At 73.1% G+C, this 18,837-nt stretch carries 17 protein-coding genes; 15 read left to right on the top strand and 2 right to left on the bottom strand.

Translation table 11 applies throughout. The annotated features are described in order from the left end of the window. The first annotated feature begins 77 nt into the window (after window positions 1-77). Window positions 78-1,286 carry an RNA-guided endonuclease TnpB family protein gene (locus AB0881_RS11630; RefSeq protein ID WP_366616303.1) on the top strand — a complete coding sequence of 403 codons (1,209 nt, stop codon included), beginning with the start codon at window positions 78-80 and terminating at the stop codon, window positions 1,284-1,286. 13 nt (window positions 1,287-1,299) lie between these two features. Here the strand turns inward: AB0881_RS11630 and AB0881_RS11625 are convergent, their stop codons facing one another. Beyond that, entirely contained in the window at window positions 1,300-2,487 is a 1,188-nt protein-coding gene (locus AB0881_RS11625; protein ID WP_366616302.1) for an FAD-dependent oxidoreductase, read from the bottom strand. A gap of 77 nt (window positions 2,488-2,564) precedes the next feature. Here AB0881_RS11625 and AB0881_RS11620 point away from each other — a divergent pair, with 77 nt between their 5' ends. The 14 genes from AB0881_RS11620 to AB0881_RS11555 all read left to right on the top strand — a co-directional run bounded on the left by AB0881_RS11620 (window position 2,565) and on the right by AB0881_RS11555 (window position 17,726). After that, window positions 2,565-4,007 carry an aldehyde dehydrogenase gene (locus AB0881_RS11620; protein ID WP_366616301.1) on the top strand — a complete coding sequence of 481 codons (1,443 nt, stop codon included), beginning with the start codon at window positions 2,565-2,567 and terminating at the stop codon, window positions 4,005-4,007. Continuing rightward, window positions 3,994-4,824 (top strand): SDR family oxidoreductase, encoded by an 831-nt coding sequence (locus AB0881_RS11615; protein ID WP_366616300.1) that lies wholly within the window; start codon window positions 3,994-3,996, stop codon window positions 4,822-4,824. The genes AB0881_RS11620 and AB0881_RS11615 overlap by 14 nt, the downstream gene beginning before the upstream one ends. Beyond that, window positions 4,821-6,926, top strand: a complete 2,106-nt coding sequence (locus tag AB0881_RS11610; protein WP_366616298.1) for an acetate--CoA ligase family protein — start codon at window positions 4,821-4,823, stop codon at window positions 6,924-6,926. Before AB0881_RS11615 ends, AB0881_RS11610 begins: the two co-directional genes overlap by 4 nt. Before the next feature lies 1 nt (window position 6,927). Beyond that, a complete protein-coding gene (locus AB0881_RS11605) occupies window positions 6,928-7,716 on the top strand; it encodes an SDR family NAD(P)-dependent oxidoreductase (RefSeq protein ID WP_366616296.1) in 789 nt (262 codons plus the stop codon). 167 nt (window positions 7,717-7,883) lie between these two features. Then, window positions 7,884-9,170, top strand: a complete 1,287-nt coding sequence (locus AB0881_RS11600) for a C4-dicarboxylate ABC transporter substrate-binding protein (RefSeq protein WP_366616294.1) — start codon at window positions 7,884-7,886, stop codon at window positions 9,168-9,170. A gap of 109 nt (window positions 9,171-9,279) precedes the next feature. Further along, on the top strand, window positions 9,280-9,822 hold the full coding sequence (locus AB0881_RS11595; RefSeq protein ID WP_366616293.1) for a TRAP transporter small permease: 543 nt from the start codon (window positions 9,280-9,282) through the stop codon (window positions 9,820-9,822). Further along, a complete protein-coding gene (locus AB0881_RS11590; protein WP_366616291.1) occupies window positions 9,819-11,321 on the top strand; it encodes a TRAP transporter large permease in 1,503 nt (500 codons plus the stop codon). The genes AB0881_RS11595 and AB0881_RS11590 overlap by 4 nt, the downstream gene beginning before the upstream one ends. Window positions 11,322-11,334: 13 nt before the next feature. Next, entirely contained in the window at window positions 11,335-12,531 is a 1,197-nt protein-coding gene (locus tag AB0881_RS11585) for a cytochrome P450 (RefSeq protein ID WP_366616289.1), read from the top strand. Further along, window positions 12,528-12,743: a ferredoxin gene (locus AB0881_RS11580; protein ID WP_366616287.1), complete on the top strand. Its 216-nt coding sequence runs from the start codon at window positions 12,528-12,530 to the stop codon at window positions 12,741-12,743. Before AB0881_RS11585 ends, AB0881_RS11580 begins: the two co-directional genes overlap by 4 nt. Further along, on the top strand, window positions 12,736-15,135 hold the full coding sequence (locus AB0881_RS11575) for a CoA transferase (RefSeq protein ID WP_366616285.1): 2,400 nt from the start codon (window positions 12,736-12,738) through the stop codon (window positions 15,133-15,135). Before AB0881_RS11580 ends, AB0881_RS11575 begins: the two co-directional genes overlap by 8 nt. After that, window positions 15,132-15,713, top strand: a complete 582-nt coding sequence (locus AB0881_RS11570) for a MaoC family dehydratase N-terminal domain-containing protein (protein WP_366616283.1) — start codon at window positions 15,132-15,134, stop codon at window positions 15,711-15,713. Before AB0881_RS11575 ends, AB0881_RS11570 begins: the two co-directional genes overlap by 4 nt. Then, window positions 15,710-16,147: an acyl dehydratase gene (locus AB0881_RS11565; RefSeq protein ID WP_366616281.1), complete on the top strand. Its 438-nt coding sequence runs from the start codon at window positions 15,710-15,712 to the stop codon at window positions 16,145-16,147. Before AB0881_RS11570 ends, AB0881_RS11565 begins: the two co-directional genes overlap by 4 nt. Further along, complete coding sequence (locus AB0881_RS11560; protein WP_366616280.1) at window positions 16,144-17,322, top strand: thiolase family protein; 1,179 nt, start codon at window positions 16,144-16,146, stop codon at window positions 17,320-17,322. Before AB0881_RS11565 ends, AB0881_RS11560 begins: the two co-directional genes overlap by 4 nt. Continuing rightward, window positions 17,319-17,726 (top strand): OB-fold domain-containing protein, encoded by a 408-nt coding sequence (locus AB0881_RS11555; RefSeq protein ID WP_366616278.1) that lies wholly within the window; start codon window positions 17,319-17,321, stop codon window positions 17,724-17,726. Before AB0881_RS11560 ends, AB0881_RS11555 begins: the two co-directional genes overlap by 4 nt. Here the strand turns inward: AB0881_RS11555 and AB0881_RS11550 are convergent. Next, window positions 17,723-18,802, bottom strand: a complete 1,080-nt coding sequence (locus AB0881_RS11550; protein WP_366616277.1) for a Zn-dependent alcohol dehydrogenase — start codon at window positions 18,800-18,802, stop codon at window positions 17,723-17,725. The two genes, AB0881_RS11555 and AB0881_RS11550, sit on opposite strands and share 4 nt — an antisense overlap. Window positions 18,803-18,837: the final 35 nt, after the last annotated feature.

Raw genomic sequence — 18,837 nt, 5'->3', positions numbered from 1 at the left:
GCCGCCAGGGCGGACCGGTGTCCAGCGGCCACTGGCCGACCCCTGCCGCTCACACCGGGGCTGTTACGCTGTGAGGCATGGTGCGGCAGGTCAAGCGGGCGTTCAAGTACCGCTTCCACCCCACAGACGAGCAGGCGGCCGAGCTGTCGCGCATGTTCGGCTGCGTCCGCCTCGTCTACAACAAAGCCCTCGAAGAGCGCACCCGGGCCTGGTACGGCGAGCAGCGCCGGATCTCCTACGTGCAGTCGTCGGCCGCACTTACCAGGTGGAAGAAGACCGAGGAACTCGCGTTTCTGAACGAGGTGTCCTCGGTCCCACTCCAGCAGGCGCTGCGCCACCTTCAGACGGCGTTCGGGAACTTCTTCGCCAAGCGCGCCAAGTACCCCCGGTTCAAGAGCCGCAAGAAGTCCCGGCAGTCGGCCGAGTACACCCGCTCCGGCTTCAAGCTCCGGGACGGGCGGCTGACGTTGGCGAAGATGGCCGACCCCCTTGACATCCGTTGGTCGCGTCCGCTCCCTCGGGGAGCGGTACCGACGACGGTGACGGTGTCCCGCGACAGTGCCGGGCGCTGGTTCGTCTCGATGCTGTGCGATGACCGCATCGCTCCGGCTCCGGCCACGACGAACGCGGTTGGCATCGACGCCGGGATCACCTCCCTGGTGACCCTGTCGACCGGGGAGAAGATCACCAACCCCCGGCACGAGCGCCGCGACCGCGACCGTCTCGCCAAGGCACAGAAGGAGCTGGCGCGCAAGGCGAAGGGCTCGGCGAACCGGGAGAAAGCCCGGCGCCGTGTCGCCAAGGTCCATGCGCGGATCGCCGACCGGCGCCGGGACTTCCTGCACAAGCTGTCGACTCGGCTCGTCCGTGAGAACCAAACGGTCGTGATCGAGGACCTCACCGTCCGCAACCTGCTGAACAATGGCCATCTCGCGCGCGCCATCTCGGACGCGGCCTGGAGGCAACTGCGCTCCATGCTGGAGTACAAGTGCGCCTGGTACGGGCGCGAACTCGTCGTGATCGATCGCTGGTTCCCCTCCTCGAAGCTGTGCGGAACCTGCGGAACGATCGCGGCGAAGATGCCCCTCAACGTGAGGGAGTGGCGCTGCGACTGCGGCGCCGCGCATGACCGCGACGTGAACGCGGCACGCAACATTCGGGCCGCCGGGCTGGCGGCGTCCGCCTGTGGAGACGGTGTAAGACCTCAACGGGAGTCCTCCCGGGCGGGGCGGTCGTCGGTGAAGCAGGAACCCCAGCGGGCGACCGCTGGAATCCCCCGCCCTTAGGCGGGGGAGGAAGTCAAGATCGCTCCATCATCTCGGACAGCGGGGCGCGGGCGGCGATCGGCCGCCGCGTGCGGGCGAGGGCGGCGGGCATGCCGAACGCGACGGCGCCCGTGAGCCGCCCGCCGGCGTCGGAGTAGAGGCCGAGCCAGCTCCCGGACTCGGGGGAGCCGGCGGCGACGGTCAGCTCGTCGGCGGGATCGGGCAGGCCGAGGCACTGGATTTTCACGCCGTACTGGTCGGACCAGAAGTACGGCACCTCCGCCAGCTCCTTCTGCCCGTCCGGGGGCGCCAGGAGGTTGCCCGCGACGAGCGCGGCGGTGTCGCCCGCGCTCGTCCAGTGCTCCAGGCGGACCGTCCTCTCGCGATACGGGTGCGGCATGCGGGCTACGTCGCCTACCGCGAAGACGTCCGGCGCGGACGTGCGGCCCGTACGGTCGCAGACGACGCCGTCGTCCAGGAGCACGCCGGAGCCCTCCAGCCATGCGGTGTCGGGTACGGCGCCGACCGCGACGACGATCAGGTCCGTGGCGATGGCCTCGCCTGTGGAGAGCATGACGCGCCCGTTGTCGGCGCTCTCGACGCGGGCGGGGCAGTGCAGCCGTACGTCGTTGCTGCGGTGGAGGTCCGCTACCGCCGCGGCCGCGGGCGGGCCCAGGACCCGGGCGAGCGGCGCGTCCAGCGCCTCGACCAGCGCGACCTCCACTCCCCGGGCGCGGGCCGCCGCGGCGATCTCGCAGCCGAGGACGCCGCCGCCGATCACCGTGACGTGGCGCGCGGCGCGCAGGCCCGCGCGCAGGGCCAGGCAGTCCTCGAACGTGCGGAGCACGTGGACGCCCGGCCCGGCGATGGCCGGGATCGTGCGCGGCCGTACCCCGGTGGCGATCACGAGCCGGTCGTAGGGGAGGGCCTCGCCGCCGTCGAGCGCTACCTGCTTCGCGGCGGTGTCCAGGGCGGTGGCCCGGACCCCGGTCCGCAGGTCGATGCCCAGGTCTTCGTACGGTGAGGTGCGCAGCGGGACGGGTTCGGGTGTCCCGTCCCCGGCGAGCAGCGCCTTGGAGAGCGGCGGCCGGTCGTACGGCCGGTGCGGCTCCGCTCCGGCGAGCGTGACCGGCCCCTCGTGGCCGCGCCGCCGCAGCCGTTCCACGGTGCGCAGGCCCGCGAGGCCCGCGCCCACGACGACGATCCGTCCCGCAGTAGCCATCCTTGACCCTCCCGATTCCAATACCTTATGTTTCATTATCATTAAATGCATGATCTTGGATACACGCGGGAGGGGCGATGAACGAACGTCCGGAGCTGTTCGTGGGAGGCCGCTGGGTCTCCTCCAAGGGCACTGAACGGGCCGCGGTCCGCAACCCCGCGACCGGCGCGTACGTGGGGAGCGCGGCGCTGGCGTCGCCCGCCGACGTCGATGACGCGGTGGCCGCCGCGCGCGACTCGTTCGACTCGGGGGTGTGGGCGGACGCGGCGCCCGAGCGGCGGGCCGAGGTGCTGCACAAGGCCGCCGACCTGCTGGAGAAGAGGGCGCCCGAGCTGGCGCGGAGCATCACCGGCGAGCTGGGCTGCCCGATCTGGTTCAGCGAGGCCGCGCACGTCCCCAACCCGATCCGGCACCTGCGCTACTACGCCGACATGGCGCGGGACTTCCCGTACGACGAGCGGCGCACCGACGGCGCCAACACCAGCGTCGTCACCCAGGAACCGGTGGGCGTGGTCGCGGCGGTCACGCCGTGGAACGGTCCGCTGAGCACCCCGACGCTGAAGACGGCGCCCGCGCTGGCCGCCGGCTGCTCGGTCGTGCTGAAGCCGCCGCCCGAGACCCCGCTCACCGTGTACGCCCTGGCCGACGCGCTCGCCGAGGCCGGGCTGCCCGAGGGCGTGCTGAGCATCGTCCCGGGCGGCCGGGAGGCCAGCGCCCACCTGGTCGCGCACCCCGAGGTCGACAAGATCGCGTTCACCGGCAGCAGCGCCGCCGGCAAGAAGATCATGGCGGTGGCGGCGGACCGGATCGCCCGCGTCACGCTGGAGCTCGGCGGCAAGTCGGCCGCGATCATCTGCGACGACGCCGACCTCGACGCAGTGATCCCCAAACTGCTGCCGATGGCGCTGATGGTGAACGGCCAGGCGTGCATCGCCCAGACCCGCGTGCTGGTGCCCCGGCACCGCGAGGCCGAGATCGTCGACGCGCTGGCGGACGCCCTGCGCGGCCAGAAGGTCGGCGACCCCGCCGACCGCGAGACCCGGATCGGCCCGATGGTCAGCGAGCGGCAGCGCGACCGCGTCGCCGGGTACGTCACGACCGGCCGCTCCGAGGGCGCCCGCGTCGTGACCGGCGGCGAGCGCCTCGACCTGCCGCCCGAGCTGGCCGGCGGCTGGTTCGTCCCGCCGACCCTGCTCGCCGGCGTCGACAACGCGATGCGCGTCGCCCAGGAGGAGATCTTCGGCCCGGTGCTGGCCGTGATCGCGTACGAGGGCGACGAGGAGGCCGTCCGCATCGCCAACGACTCCCGCTACGGCCTGTCCGGCTCGGTCTGGAGCGCCGCCGAGGACCGCGCGCTCGCGATCGCCCGCCGGATCCGTACCGGCATGGTCAGCCTGAACGGGCGGCCGCAGGCGTTCGGCACGCCGTTCGGCGGCTACAAGGAGTCGGGCGTCGGCCGCGAGATGGGGCCCGAGGGCTTCCGCGCCTACCTGGAGACGAAGTCCATTGCGACCGGCTGAACGCGGCGGCCGGCTGGCCGGCAAGGTCGCCGCCATCACCGGCGGCGCGAGCGGGATCGGCGCGGGCACGGCCCGCCGCTTCCACGCCGAGGGCGCCCGGGTGCTGATCGCCGACCTCCAGGAGGGGCCCGGCCGGGCGCTGGCGGAGGAGCTGGGCGAGGGCGCGGAGTTCGTCCGTACCGACGTCACCCGGGAAGAGGACGTCGCCGCGCTGGCGGACCGCGCCGTCGAACGGCACGGCGCCCTCGACGTCATGTTCAACAACGCCGGGATCATGGGCGCGCTCGGGCCCGTGGACCGGACGCGCATGGCCGACGCCGACCTGACGATCGCGGTCAACCTGCGCGGCGTGCTGTGCGGCATGAAGCACGCCGCCCGGGTGATGAAGCCGCGCCGGAGCGGCGCGATCATCTCCACCTCCAGCCCCGCCGGGATCGTCGGCGGGGTGGGCCCGCACGTCTACAGCGCGGTGAAGGCCGGGATCGTCGGCCTGTCCGGCTCCGTCGCGGCCGAGCTGCGGCGGTACGGCGTCCGCAGCAACGTCATCGTCCCGGGCGCCGTCGTCTCCGCGATGACCGCCGGCCTGGTCGCGGGCGGTGCCGCCGACCTCGCCGGCGCCGAGGCGGCGCTGGACGGGACCAAGTACATGGACCGCCCGCTGCGCCCGGCCGACGTCGCCGCCGCCGCGCTCTACCTCGCGAGCGACGAGGCCGCCCTGGTCACCGGCGTGGTGCTGCCGGTGGACGCGGGCATGACCGGCGCCGGCGGGCCGTCGCCGTTCGCCACCGGGAAATACGAGGAGCCGACCTTCAAATGATCACCCCCGACCGGCTCAGGGCGTTCCTGGAGCCGCGCTCGTTCGCGCTCATCGGCGCCAGCGACAAGTCCACGTTCTCCGCGCTCGTCCACCGGAACCTCACCGCGGCCGGGCACGGCGAGAGCACGTACCTCGTCAACCGGCGCAACGGCGAGGTGCACGGCCGTCCGACGTACCCGACGTGCGAGGCCGTCGGAAGGCCGATCGACCTGGCGTTCGTGATGGTCCCGGCGGCCGCCGCGCCCGGCGCCGTACGGGACGCGGCCGCCGCCGGCGCGCGCGGCGTGCTGGTGCTCAGCTCCGGTTACGCGGAGGCGGGGGAGGAGGGCAAGGCACGGCAGCGCGAGCTGGTCGCGCTCGCCGAGGAACTCGGCATCGTGCTCATGGGCCCGAACGTCCTCGGCTTCGTGAACGTGGCTGCCGGCGTGCCGGCGATGGCCCTCGCGGACCCGCCGGCCGTGCCCGGCAACGTCGCGCTCATCTCCCAGAGCGGCGCCAGCTGCGGCGCCATGAAGGACTTCGCCGCGCTCGCCGGCGTCGGCCTCTCGCACGTCATCACCGTCGGGAACGAGGCGATGGTGACGGTCGGGCACCTGGTCGACTGCCTGGTGGACGACGACCGCACCGAGGCGATCGCGGTGTTCATGGAGGGCATCCGCGACCCCGGGGTGTTCGAGCGCGCCGCCCGCCGGGCCGCCGCGGCCGGCAAGGCGCTGGTGATCCTCAAGGCGGGCCGCAGCGAGCTGGCCGCCCGCGCCGCCGCCTCGCACACCGGCGCGCTGGTCGGCGACGACCGGGTGGTGGACGCGGTGTTCGAGCGGCTCGGCGTGATCCGGGTCGACACGATCGAGGACATGCTGGTCACGGCGGGCGTCGCCGCGCACACCGGCCCGCTGGAACGGCCCGGCCTCGGCGTCGTCTCGATCTCCGGCGGGGCCTGCGACATCATCGCCGACCTCGCCCAGGACGCGGGCGCCGAACTGCCCGAGCTGGCCCCGGCCACGGTCGAGCGGCTGGCCGCCGTGATGCCGGCGTACGGGGCGTCGCACAACCCGCTCGACATCACGGGCGCCGCGATCATGAACCCGGAGCTGTGGCGGGAGTCGGTCGCCGCGGTCGGCGCCGATCCCGGCGTCGGCGTGGTGGTCGCCGTCAACAGCCTGCCGTGGCGGGAGGACGGCGCCCCGTTCTACGGCCAGAAGTTCGTGGACGCGATCGGCGCGGGCATGGCCGAGAGCAAGGCACCCGCCCTGTACCTGACGCAGGTGACGCAGCCGATCGGCGCGCAGACGCGGTCCGTGCTGGATGCCGGCGGGGTCGCCCACGTCGTCCCGGGGCTGCGGCTCGGCGTGGACGCCGTCGCGCGCGTCGCCCGCTGGTCCGCGCGGCGCGGGCGGGACGAGGCCGCGGCCGTGCCGCCGCCCGCCGTGGCGCTGCCGGACGGCGACCTGTTCTCCGAGGTGGACGCGCGGAACCTGCTCGAAGCGGCGGGCGTGCCGGTCGTCCCGGCGCGGCACGTCCACTCCGCGAAGGAGGCGGCGGACGCGGCGGCGGAGTTCGGCACCCCGGTCGCGATGAAGATCGTCTCGGTCGACATCGCGCACAAGTCCGACCTGGGCTGCGTGCGGCTCGGCGTCACCGCCGAGCGGGCGGGCACCGCGTACGAGGAGATCGTCGAGGCGGGGCGGGGGCACCGGCTCGACGGCGTGCTCGTCTCGCCGATGCGCGCGGCCGCCACCGAACTGCTGGCCGGCGTGACCCGCGACCCCGACTGGGGGCTCATGCTCGCGGTCGCGCTCGGCGGCGTGCTGGTCGAGGTGCTCGACGACGTCGCGCTGGCCCCGCTGCCGGTCTCGCCCGCCCGCGCCCGGTCGATGCTGGACGGCCTGCGCGGCGCGGCCGTGCTGCGCGGCGTCCGCGGCCGGCCCGCCGCCGACCTGGACCGGCTCGCCGAGGTGATCGCGGCCGTCGGCCGCCTCGCCGAGGCGCTCGGGCCGGACCTGGAGTCGCTGGAGGTCAACCCGCTGCGGGTGGCCGGCGGCGAGATCGAGGCCCTGGACGCGCTGGTCGTACGCAGGCGGCCCGGTAACGAGGAGGACTGACATGCTCACTGGCAAGCGGGTGCTCGTGACCGGCGGCGGAGCCGGCATGGGCCGGGAGATCGCCGTGGAGGCGGCCCGGCGGGGCGCCGCGTTCGTCGCGGTCGCCGACATCGACGAGGCCGCGGCCGGGGAGGCCGCCGCCGAGGTGCGGGCGGCGGGCGCCGCCGCGCTGGCCGTCCGGGTCGATCTGGCCGACTCCGCCCAGATCGAGGCCATGGTGGCGGACACCGTCGCGGCCGCGGGCGGGCTGGACACGCTCGTGAACAACGCGGGCGTCCTGGACGGCACGTTCAGCGCCGAGACGACCCTGGAGACGCTGCCGGAGGACGCCTGGGACCGGGTCTACGCGGTCAACATCAAGGCCGTCTTCCTGGGGATGAAGTACGCCGCGCCGCATCTGCGCGCCTCCGGGCGCGGCCCGTCGGTCGTCAACGCCGCCTCGGTGGCGGGGATGACCGGCTACCGGTCGCCGGCGTACAGCTCCAGCAAGGGCGCGGTGATCCAGCTGACCCGCTCGGCCGCCATCGACCTGTCGCCCGAGGTGCGCGTCAACGCCTTCTGCCCGGGATCGATCGAGACGCCGATGAGCCGCGCCCACCTGGAGGCGGCGGACGATCCCGAGCTGCGGCTGCGGGAGATGACCGGCACGCACCTGATCCCGCGGTTCGGGCGGCCCGGCGAGGTCGCCAAGGTCGTGTGCTTCCTGGCCTCGGACGACGCCTCGTTCATGACCGGAGCGATCGTCCCGGTGGACGGCGGGACCACCGCCTGGCGCGGCGTGCGCTCCTGACCGTCCCGGCCCCGCTCGCCCCGAATTATTCGATTGATGCGCATAGACTCTTGACCCTGGGCTAATTCAGGCGAATGATATGCAGCATGTCCGCCGGTGATGCGGATCACTCCCGAACGCCCCGAGTTGGACGTGGAAGCGTCACAACCTGAAACGCCGGAGTACAAGTGGTCGTACAGCGTGGAAGACGGCGGGCCGCGGCCATCGCGGCACTGGGCGCGGCGGGCGCGCTGGCGCTCTCCGCCTGCGCGGAGCCGGTCGAGACGAAGCCGATGGCCGGGACCGGGCCGAGCGTGCGGTACGGCGCGACGCAGGAGGAGTACAAGGCGGCCTTCCGCGACATCCCGCCCATCAAGCTGACCACCCAGTCGCCGTCCCCCAAGGGCTCGGTGACCGGCAAGAACGTCGAGGACTACCTCAAGGCGGTCACCGACTGGTCCGGCGGGAAGATCACCTGGGAGGTCAGCTACTCCAACGGCGTCGCGCCGCCCGAGGAGGTCGACGACGCCCTCCGGGACGGCCGGCTCGACCTGGGCCAGGTGCTGCCGATCTACGAGCCGTCCGACTACCCGGCCAACGCCGCGCTGATCCAGACCACGTTCCTGTCCGAGCAGACCCCGGTCACCGGCGCCCTCCAGTCCAACGCCTGGCCCAACGAGGTCGCCTTCGAGATCCCCGAGATCATGAAGGAGTTCCGGGACGCGGGCATGGAACCGCTGATGCCGCAGTACGACTCCGGCTCGAACGTGCTGTTCTGCCGCGACGAGCCGCGCGGTCTGAAGGCCTTCCACGGCCGCCAGGCGGCGTCCGGCGGGCAGGCGCAGACCGCCGAGATCACCTCGCTCGGCGGCTCGGCCGTCTCGGTGCCCTACACCGAGCTGTTCGAGGGGCTTGAGCGCGGCATCGTCGACTGCAGCGTCTCCAGCCTGACCGTCGGCGTGCTCAGCGGCTTCATCTCCGCCGCCCCCCACGTCACCATCGACCCGCAGGCCGGCCTCGCCACCGCGCCGGGTGCGATGGCGATGAGCGGCCGGGCCTGGAAGCGGCTGCCGCTGGCCGCCCGGCAGCTGCTGTTCGACCGGCTGGACGTCTTCATGACCTCCAACATCCGGGACAAGATCTGGCCCAACAGCGTGGCCGCCGTCAAGGCCGCCAAGGCCGCGGGCGGCTCGGTCGCGCCGTTCGAGCCCGACGCGCGCGGCTCGGTCAACGCCGCCAACGCCCGCATGCTCCGCAAGATCTCCCGCAGCGACAAGATCGACGACCCGGACGCCCTGGTGGCCGCCGCCCGCGCCGCGTCCGCCCGCTGGCTGAACATCGTGCGGGCGGGCGGGACCGGCGCCGACGTCACCTATCCGGAGTTCGACACCTGGTACAAGCCCGGCAGGGTCGACGTCGACGCGTTCATGAAGCGCGCCTTCGAGGAGATCTTCCTGCCGCACCGCCCGTCCTGACCCGCGAGAGGCCCGCCCCCCGCCGCCCCGCCGGGCCCGCCCCCGGCCGGCCGTACGTACGGATTTCGGCATGCCTCAGCCCCGAGGCACCCCCATGTTCGGAGCCGACATGAGCACTGAGACCACCGCCGCGCCGACGGCGGCCGCGCCGCCCGAGGAGCCGGCCCGCCGCCGCCTCGGCCCGCAGGCCGCCATCGACCTGCTCGCCATCCTCGCGATCTTCGTGATGATGCTGCACGTCACCGTGAACGCGCTGACCAGGACCTTCCTCGACCTCCCCATCCCCAACACGCTGGAGGTGGTGGAGTACTGGTACCTGCCGATCGTCGTGTTCTGCGGCTTCCTGGCCGCGCAGAGCCGGGGCGAGCACATCGCCGCCGAGCTGATCTTCGACCGGCTGCCCCGCGCGACCCGCCCGTACCTCGTCGCCGCGAGCTCCGTGCTGTGCTGCGCGTGCTCGGCGGGCTTCGCGTGGTGGGGGCTGGGCGAGGCGATCCACGCGTTCGAGATCGAGAAGACCGCGGGGGTCAGCGACCTGGTCGCGTGGCCGCCCTACTTCCTGGCCCCGATCGCGTTCGGCGGCCTCACCGTCCAGTTCGCCCTGGCCGCCTACCGCGCGGCCGCCCACCGGAAGGACGGGGCCGCGTCATGACCGAGCCCGCGACCAAGCCCGCCGCCGAGCCGGGCCCCGTGCCCGCCGCGCCCGCCCGCGGGGAGGGCGGCGACGGCATCGGCTCCTGGATCCTGTTCGGCCTGATGATGGCCGTCCTCGCCGGATCCCTCGTCATGCTGTTCATGCCGCTCAAGCCGGAGGCGGTCGGGATCGTCGCCTGCGTCACCATGCTCGCGCTGATCTTCCTGCGGGTGCCGGTGGCGATGGCGATGATCTTCCCGGCGCTGCTCGGCATGTACGCGCTCAAGGGCATGCCGCTGGTGGAGAGCACGTTCAGCACGCTCCCGTACAGCCACATCACCGACTGGACGATGAGCGTCGTCCCGATGTTCGTGCTCATGGGCCTGCTGCTGTGGCGCGCCGGGCTGACCGACAGCGTGTACGCGGCCGGCCGGCACTGGCTGTCGTGGCTGCCGGGCGGGCTGGCCGTCGGCACCAACGTCGCGGGCGCGGGCCTGGCCTCGGTCAGCGGCTCCTCGGTCGGCACCACGTACGCGCTGGCGCGGATGGGCATCCCCGAGATGCTCAAGGCCGGGTACGACAAGCGGCTGGCGATCGGCTCGGTCGTGGTGGCCGGACTGCCCGGCCAGCTGATCCCGCCGAGCATCATGCTGGTCATCTACGCCGGCATCGCCGAGGTCTCGATCGGCCCGCAGCTGTACGCGGGCATCGGCCCCGGCATCCTGGTGGCGGTCCTGTTCAGCCTGATGATCGTGGTCTTCTCGGTGCGGTGGGCCCGGGCCGGCGGCACCGCCGCGGCCGGCGAGCCCGCGGTGACCTGGGGCGACCGGTTCCGCAGCCTGGTCGGCATCTGGCCGGTCCCGCTGCTGGTCGTGGTGATCGTCGTCGGCATGTTCGCGGGCGTGTTCACCGCGACCGAGGCCGGCGCCGTCGCCGCCCTGGTCTCGCTGCTGATCTCGTTCTACTGGGCGCGCGGCAGGCGGCCGCTGCGCGCGGTCGCCAACGCCGCGCTCGGCACGGTCGCCAGCGTCGGCGCCATCTTCCTCATGCTGGTGGGAGTCGGCGCGCTGTCGCGGATGCTCACCCTCACCGGCATCAGCACCGGGTTCGCCGAGGCGATCCAGGCGATGAACCTCGGCCGGGTCGAGTTCCTGCTGCTCATGACGGTCGTCTACCTCGTGCTCGGGGCCATCATGGAGCCCCTGACGATCATGATGCTGACCGTTCCTATCCTGCTGCCCACGCTGAAGGCGCTGGACATCGACACGCTCTGGTTCGGGGTGTTCGCGGTGTTCCTCGGCGAGCTGGCCGTGGTGAGCCCGCCGGTCGGGATCCTGGCGTTCATCATCCACTCCATCGCCAAGGACCCCGAGGTCAACCAGGGCCAGGACATCTCGCTGAACGACGTGTTCAAGTCGGTCGGCTGGTTCCTGCCGATGGCGCTGATCGTGGTGCTGATCATGATCTTCTTCCCGGAGATCTCCACGTTCCTGCCCGAATGGATCGCGACACACTAGGGGGTGCGGACACATGACCCAGGTACGGGGCTGCCCGGTCAGCCATACCGAGTACGGCGAGGACTCCGAGCTGTACCACCACTACGCGCTGCTGGACGCCGAGCGCGAGGCCGCCCGGTTCCACTACAACGACACGCGGCCGCGCGGCTTCTACATGCTCCAGCGGTACGAGGACGTCCTGGAGGGGTTCCAGAAGCACGCCGTCTGGACGACCCACGCCCGCAGCGCGCTCAACCCCGGCTCGGCCATCGCGCTGCTGCCGCAGGACCTGAACGGCCAGGACCACGTCAAGCTGCGCCGCGTGCTGAACCCGTTCTTCTCGCCCGCCGCCGTGAAGCGGATGGAGGAGCTCGCCCACACGCGCTGCGTCGAGCTGGTCGAGGAGGTGCTGCCGAAGGGGGAGTGCGACTTCGTCGCCGAGTTCGCCATCCGCTACCCGACCGACCTCTTCCTGGCGCTGCTCGGCCTGCCGGTCAGCGACGGCGAGTTCTTCCTGCCCTGGTCGGAGACGCTCTTCGCGGGCTTCTTTGGCGGCGACCCGCGGGAGACCGAGGAGGCCAGGCGCAAGATCCTGGACTACTTCGACACGGCCGTGAACGAGCGCCGGGCCGCGCCGCGCGACCCCAAGGAGGACATGGTCTCCCGGCTGATCGAGGCGCGGATCGACGGCGAGCCGATCTCCCAGGAGGACATCCTCACCATCTGCATGACGCTGATGCTGGCCGGGCTGGACACCACCCGCAGCGCGCTCGGCTACATGTTCACGCACCTCGCCACGCACGAGGAGGACCGGCGCCGGATCATCGCCGAGCCGGAGGTGGTCCCCGCCGCCGTCGAGGAGTTCATCCGGCTCTACCCGCTGGTCTTCCAGGCCGGCCGCGAGGTGCAGGAACCGGAGGACTTCCACGGCCTCGAACTGGAGAAGGGCGACGTCGTCTGGCTCGGCATCGCCCAGGCCAACCGCGACCCGCGCAAGTACCCGGACCCGGACCGGTTCGTCATCGGCCGCAAGGGCGTCAACCAGAACCTCGCGTTCGGCGCCGGCCCGCACCGCTGCCTCGGCATGCACCTCGCCCGCCTGGAGCTGGCGGTCGTCCTGCGCGAATGGCACCGGCGGATCCCCGACTACCGGATCAGGCCCGGCACGGTGCTGACCGAGCGCGGCGGCCAGCTGACGATGCCGAGCCTTCCCCTCGAATGGACGGTGTGACCGTGTTCCTGAAGATCGACGCCGACAGGTGCATGGGCCACGGCCGCTGCTACTCGGTCGCCGAGGGCCTCCTCACCGACGACGAGGAGGGCTTCGTCGCCCAGCGCGGCCAGGTCCTGGAGATCCCGGCCGACCGGCTGGCGGACGCCGAGGCGGCGGCCGACGCCTGCCCCGAGGGCGCGATCCGCGTGGTGGCCGCCGCCGATGCTTGAGCACATCCGCGTTCTGGACCTCACCGACGAGCGGGGCCTGATGTGCGGCCGGCTGCTGGCCGACCTCGGCGCCGACGTCGTCCAGGTGGAACGCGAGGGCGGCTCCCCGGCGCGCGCCACCCCGCCGCTCGCCGGGGGCACCTCGCTCTTCTGGGAGACCTACGCCGCCGGGAAGCGCGGCGTCGTGGCCGACGCGGAGACCGTGCACCGGCTGGCCGGCGCCGCGGACGCGGTCGTCATGTCCGCTCCCGGGGAGGGGCCCGAGCCGGAGGCGCTCCTGGCCGCGTACCCGCATCTGGTCTGCACGGTCGTCAGCCCGTTCGGACGTACCGGGCCCAAGGCCGGGTACGCGGGCTGCGACCTGGTCGTCTGGGCGGCCGGCGGGCCGCTGGACCCGCACCGCGACGGCGACCGGCCGCCGCTGCGGATCAGCGCGCCGCAGGCGTACGCGCAGGCGGGCGCCGACGCCGCGGCGGGCACGCTGCTGGCCGTCCTCGCCGCCCGCGGCACCGGCCGCGGCCAGATCGTCGACGTCTCCGCGCAGGCGTCGGTGGGCGTCGCGACGCTGGCCCGCGTCCTCGCGCACGCGGTCGGCGACGAGAACCCCGAATGGCACCGGCAGCCGGTCTCCGGCCGGACGGACCAGAGCGGCAGCGGCGCGGCGACGCCCAACTCGATGAAGAAGTGGCGGGTCAGGGACGGCCTGGTCGAGCTGCACCTGTCGATGGGCCCGGCCGCCGGGACGTTCACCAACAACCTGTTCGGCTGGCTCAGGGCCGAGGGCGCGGTGGACGAGAGGATCGCCTCCTGGGACTGGCGGACCGTCCCCGACCGCATGGCGGCCGGCGAGCTGACGGGCGAGGACCTGGACGAGGCGCGCGCCGCCGTGCGGGCGTTCCTGCTGACCAGGACCAAGAACGACGTGCTGGAGGCCGCCATGCGGCACCGCCTCCTCTGCGTCCCCGTCTTCGACATGGCCGACGTGGCGGCCAGCCCCCAGCTCGCCGCCCGCGACTTCTGGTCGGAGGTCGAGATCGGCGGCCGCACGGTCCGGATCCCCGGCCGGATGGCGCGGGTCACCGGCCCGGACGGGCCGCGCGTCCGCCGCCGCGCGCCGAAGCCCGGCGAGCACACCGCCGAGGTCCTGCGGGAGTGGACGGGGACGCGGCGCACCGTCGCCGTCTCCGAACCGGAACCCGCGAGCGCGCTGGACGGGCTCAAGGTGCTGGACCTGTCGTGGGTGGTGGCCGGGCCGCTGATCGGGCGGGCGCTGGCCGACTTCGGCGCCCAGGTCGTCCGGGTCGAGTCGAGCAGGCGGATCGAGACGGCGCGGCTGATGCAGCCGTTCTACGGCGGCGTCCAGGACCGGGAGAACTCCGCCCTCTTCGGCAACTGCAACGCCGGCAAGCTCGGCATGACGCTCGACCTGAAGAGCGAGGAGGGGCGCGGCGTCGTCCGCGACCTCGTCGCCTGGGCCGACGTCGTCGTGGAGTCGTTCTCGCCCGGCCAGATGGCGAAGTGGGGACTGGAATACACGACGCTGGCGAAGGACAGACCGTCCCTCATCATGCTCAGCACCTGCATCGCCGGGCAGACCGGGCCGTGGACGGGCCTGGCCGGGTTCGGGAACGTCGGGTCCTCGCTGAGCGGCCTGCAGAACCTCGTGGGCTGGGAGGACGCGCTCCCGATGGGCCCGTTCGGCCCGTACACCGACTACGTGGGCCCGCGGCTGGCGCTGGCGACGCTGCTCGCGGCGATCGAGAACCGGCGGCGCACGGGCCGCGGCGCGTACATCGACGCGGCGCAGATCGAGGCCGGGGTCTTCTTCCTGTCGCCGCAGGTCGCGCACCACGGGTACGACGGGACGATCGCGCGGCGGCGCGGCAACCGCGACGAGGCGTACGTCCCGCACGGCGTGTACGGCTGCGCCGGCGGGCGGTACGTGGCGCTCGCGGCCCGCACCGACGGGGAGTGGCGGCGGCTGGCGGCGGAGATGGACCGTCCCGACCTGGCCGGGCTCACCACCGGGGAGCGCCGCGACCGCGAGGAGGAGCTGGACGGGGCGCTCGCCGCGTGGACCGCGGGGCAGGACGCGCGCGACGTCGAGCGGCGCCTCCAGGCGATCGGCGTGCCCGCGCACCTGTCCCAGTCGAGCGCCGACTTCGTCGCCGACCCGCAGCTCAGGGAGCGCGGCCACATCGTCGCCCTCGACCATCCGCTGCACGGCACGGCGTACGTCGAGGGCCCGCGCTACCTGCTGTCCGGCACGCCCGGGACCGTACGGCGGCCCGCGCCGACGCTGGGACTGCACAACGAGGTCGTGCTCCGGGACGTCCTGGGCTACTCCGGGGAGCGCGTCCGCGAGCTGATGGAGGGGGGAGCGCTCAAGTGAGCGAGGACTGGAACGAGGACTGGAAAGAGGACTGGAGACCGGTGGTCGACGCCGTCGGGCGGGACTTCTCCGACGGCACGACCACGTGGGGCGCCGATCCGGTCGAGCCCGGCGCGATCCGCCGCTACCTGGAGCCGCTGGAGTTCGGCTGCGCGCTGCACACCGACCCGGAGGCGGCGCGGGCGGCGGGCTTCGCCGACGTGACGATGCCGTACACCGGCGTGATCGCGTGGACGATCCCGGCGGCGTGGCGGCCGGGCGAGACGCTGTTCGACAGCGACGACCGCGACGCGCAGCCCGTGCACAGCGCCATCAACAACCAGGACATGCCGCTCGGGCCGCGGACGACCGGGTTCTTCGGCACCGACATCGAGGTGGACTTCGAGCGCCCCGTCGTGGCGGGCGAGCGGATCGGCCGGCGGGGCCGCCGGCTGGTGGCGTGCACGCCGAAGGAGACCGCCGTCGGGCGCGGCGCGTTCATGACCTGGGAGAGCGAGGTCGTGACCGGGCGGGACGAGGTCGTGGCCCGGATCCGCATCGGGACCTACGCCTACGTCCCGAAGGAAGGAGGGACATGAGGGCGTTCGAGGACGTCGAGCCGGGGGAGCGGCTGCCGGAGGTGGCCTACCCGCTCACCGTCTACCGGCTGGTGATGGCCGCCGGGTCCAACCGGGACTTCAACTCCATCCACCACAATACCGAGTACGCCAGGAGCACCGGCGCGGCCGAGATGTACGCCAACACCTCGTTCCTGCTGGGCGCCTGGGAGCGGTGCGTCCGCGACTGGATGGGCGCCGGCGGGACGATCCGCGGCATCCGCGGTTTCCGGATGCGCGCGTTCAACGTCGTCGGCGACACCATGCGCGTGCTGGCCGAGGTGAAGGAGAACAGGATCGAGGACGGCGCGGGCGTCGTGGAGATCGCGATCCGCTGCGAGAACTCGTCCGGCGTCACGGTCGGGCCGGGCATCGTCGAGATCACCCTCCCGCGCAGGGACGAGGAGGCGGCATGAGGCCCGGACGCACACCGGTCATCGCCGGGCTTGGATTGACCGAGTTCGGCAAGGTCTACGGGAGGTCGCCGGCCGACTTCGCGATCGACGCGATCGCGCGGGCGGCCGCGGACGCGGGGCTGGACCTGCCCGACATCGACGGGCTGCTCGTCAACCCCGGCGTGGGCAACGACATCGACCTGCGGCTCCAGTCGAGCCTCCAGATGCGCGACACCCGGGTGCTGGCGACGATCCAGGGTTTCGGATCGTCGGCCGGGCAGATGGTGCAGTACGCGTCGATGGCGATCGCGTCCGGCATGGCCGACGTGGTCGCCTGCGTGTACGCGGACGCGCCGCTCAAGGAGGGGAGGAGCGCGGGCGCGTCGTACTCCGGCCAGAAGCGCGCGATGCGCGGGGTCGGCGCCCTGCCGGCGGCGGCCGGGCTGAAGGCGGCGCCGGAACGGTACGCGGTCGCGGCCCGCCGCCACATGGAGGCGTACGGGACGACCAGCGAGCAGTTCGGCGCGGTCGCCGTCGCGGCGCGGCAGTGGGCGGCGATGAACCCGCACGCCCAGATGCGCGACCCGATCACCCTCGACGACCACCAGAACTCGCGGATGATCGCCGACCCGCTGCGGCTGCTGGACTGCTGCCTGGTCAGCAACGGCGGCGTCGCGGTCATCCTGACCACCGCGGACCGCGCGGCGGGGCTGCGCCGGCCGCCGGTGCACATCTGGGGCTGGGGGCAGGCGCACCCGGGGTACGTGAACCGGCGCGGCAGCGAGTTCGGGCTGGTCACGGGCGCGGCCCGGTCGGGCGCCGACGCGCTGAAGATGGCCGGGGTCGGGGTCGGCGACATCGACGTCCGCGAGCTGTACGACTGCTTCACGTACACGACGCTCGTGACGCTGGAGGACTACGGGTTCTGCGGCAAGGGCGAGGGCGGCGAGTTCGTCGCGAGCGGGGCACTCGCGCCGGGCGGCAGCCATCCGACCAACACCGGCGGCGGCGAGCTGTCGTCGTTCTACATGTGGGGGATGACGCCGCTGTCGGAGGCGATCGTCCAGGCCCGCGGCGAGGGCGGCGAGCGGCAGGTGCCGAAGCACGATCTGATCATGGTGAGCGGGAACGGCGGGGTGCTGGACTTCCACTCCACGCTGATCCTCAGCCCGCACGCCAGGAAGGAGGGCCGATGAGCCTGGCTCCGGTGGTCCGCGACGAGGAGTCCGGGCCGTTCTTCGACGGCGCCGCCGAAGGGACGCTGATGCTGCGCTACTCGCCGAGCAGCGGCGAGTGGTCCGAGCCGGCCGCGCGGGTGTGCTCGGTGACGCAGGCCCGCGACCTGGAGTGGCGGGCCGCGTCCGGGCGGGGCGAGCTGGTGTCCTGGACGGTCAAGCCCGGCCGGCGCCGCGACGACCTGGTGACCCCGGACGTGGTGATCGGGATCGTGGAGCTGGCGGAGGGGCCGTGGCTGACGCTGCGGCTGGTGGACGCCGAGGGCGCCGCGCTGCGGGCCGGCCTGCCGGTGACGGTCGGCTTCCGGCGGCCCGAGGACGGGGAGGGCGAGGCCCTCCCCGTGGGGCTCGTGGGCACCGGCTAGAACGTGAGGACCGTGCGGGCGCCGAGCGGGTTGTCGAGCTTGGCGAGGCCCTCGTTCACCCGGTCCAGGGGAACGGTCTCGCTGATCAGCTCGTCCAGCCGCAGGCGCCCGTCCACGTAGAGGCGGCAGTAGAGGGGGATGTCCAGGCGGAACCGGGTGGAGCCCATCTTGGTGCCCTGCAGCCGCTTCTCCAGCAGCAGGTCCACCGCCGGGATGCGTACTTGGACGTCGGGACGCGCGACGCCGACGACGGTCGCGGTGCCCATCGTGTCGAGCATCCGGAACGCCTGCTCGATGGTCGCCGAGATCCCGACGACCTCGATGGCGTGGTCGACGCCGCCGCCGGTCAGCTCCCGTACCGCCTCGACGGGATCGCAGGCGCCCGCGTCGACCGTGTCGGTCGCGCCGAACCGCTTCGCGAGCTCCAGCTTGGGCGCCAGCCGGTCGACCGCGATGATCCGGGACGCGCCGGCGAGCCGGGCGCCCTGCACGACGTTCAGGCCGACGCCGCCGCAGCCGATCACCGCGACGGTCTCGCCCGGCTGCACCTTCGCCGCGCGCCGTACGGCGCCGATCCCGGTGATGACCGCGCAGCCGAGGATGGCGGCCTTGTCCAGCGGCATCTCCTCCGGGAGCTTGACGAGCGTGCGCTCGTGGACGAGCAGCCGCTCGCCGAAGCCGCCGAGGCCCACGAACGGCTCGACGGGCGCGCCGTCCAGCGAGAGCCGGGGCGGCTCGCCGGCCGGGCGGGACCGGTTCTTGTTCTCGCAGTGCTGGAGCTCGCCGCGCTGGCACCACCGGCAGTGCCCGCAGAACGCGGACGCGCAGGCCGCGACGTGGTCGCCGGGCTTGACGTAGGTGACGTTCGCGCCGACGCGCTCGACGATCCCGGCGGGCTCGTGGCCGAGCAGCAGCGGCAGCGGGAGGGCGTTGGCGCCGAGTTGCATGGTGCGGTCCGAGTGGCACACGCCGGACGCGGCGACGCGCACCAGCACCTCGTCCGGGCCCGGCTCGGCGACCTGGACGTCCTCGATGACCAGGTCCTTCTCGAACTCGTGCAGTACCGCCGCCTTCATGGGCCGCTCCTTAAGCCGATCGTGGTGTGATCCGG

Source organism: Spirillospora sp. NPDC029432 (genome assembly GCF_040703975.1).
Lineage (GTDB): Bacteria > Actinomycetota > Actinomycetes > Streptosporangiales > Streptosporangiaceae > Spirillospora.
Note: the sequence above shows the minus strand (reverse complement) of the source record. Positions and strands in the feature narration are given on the sequence as shown.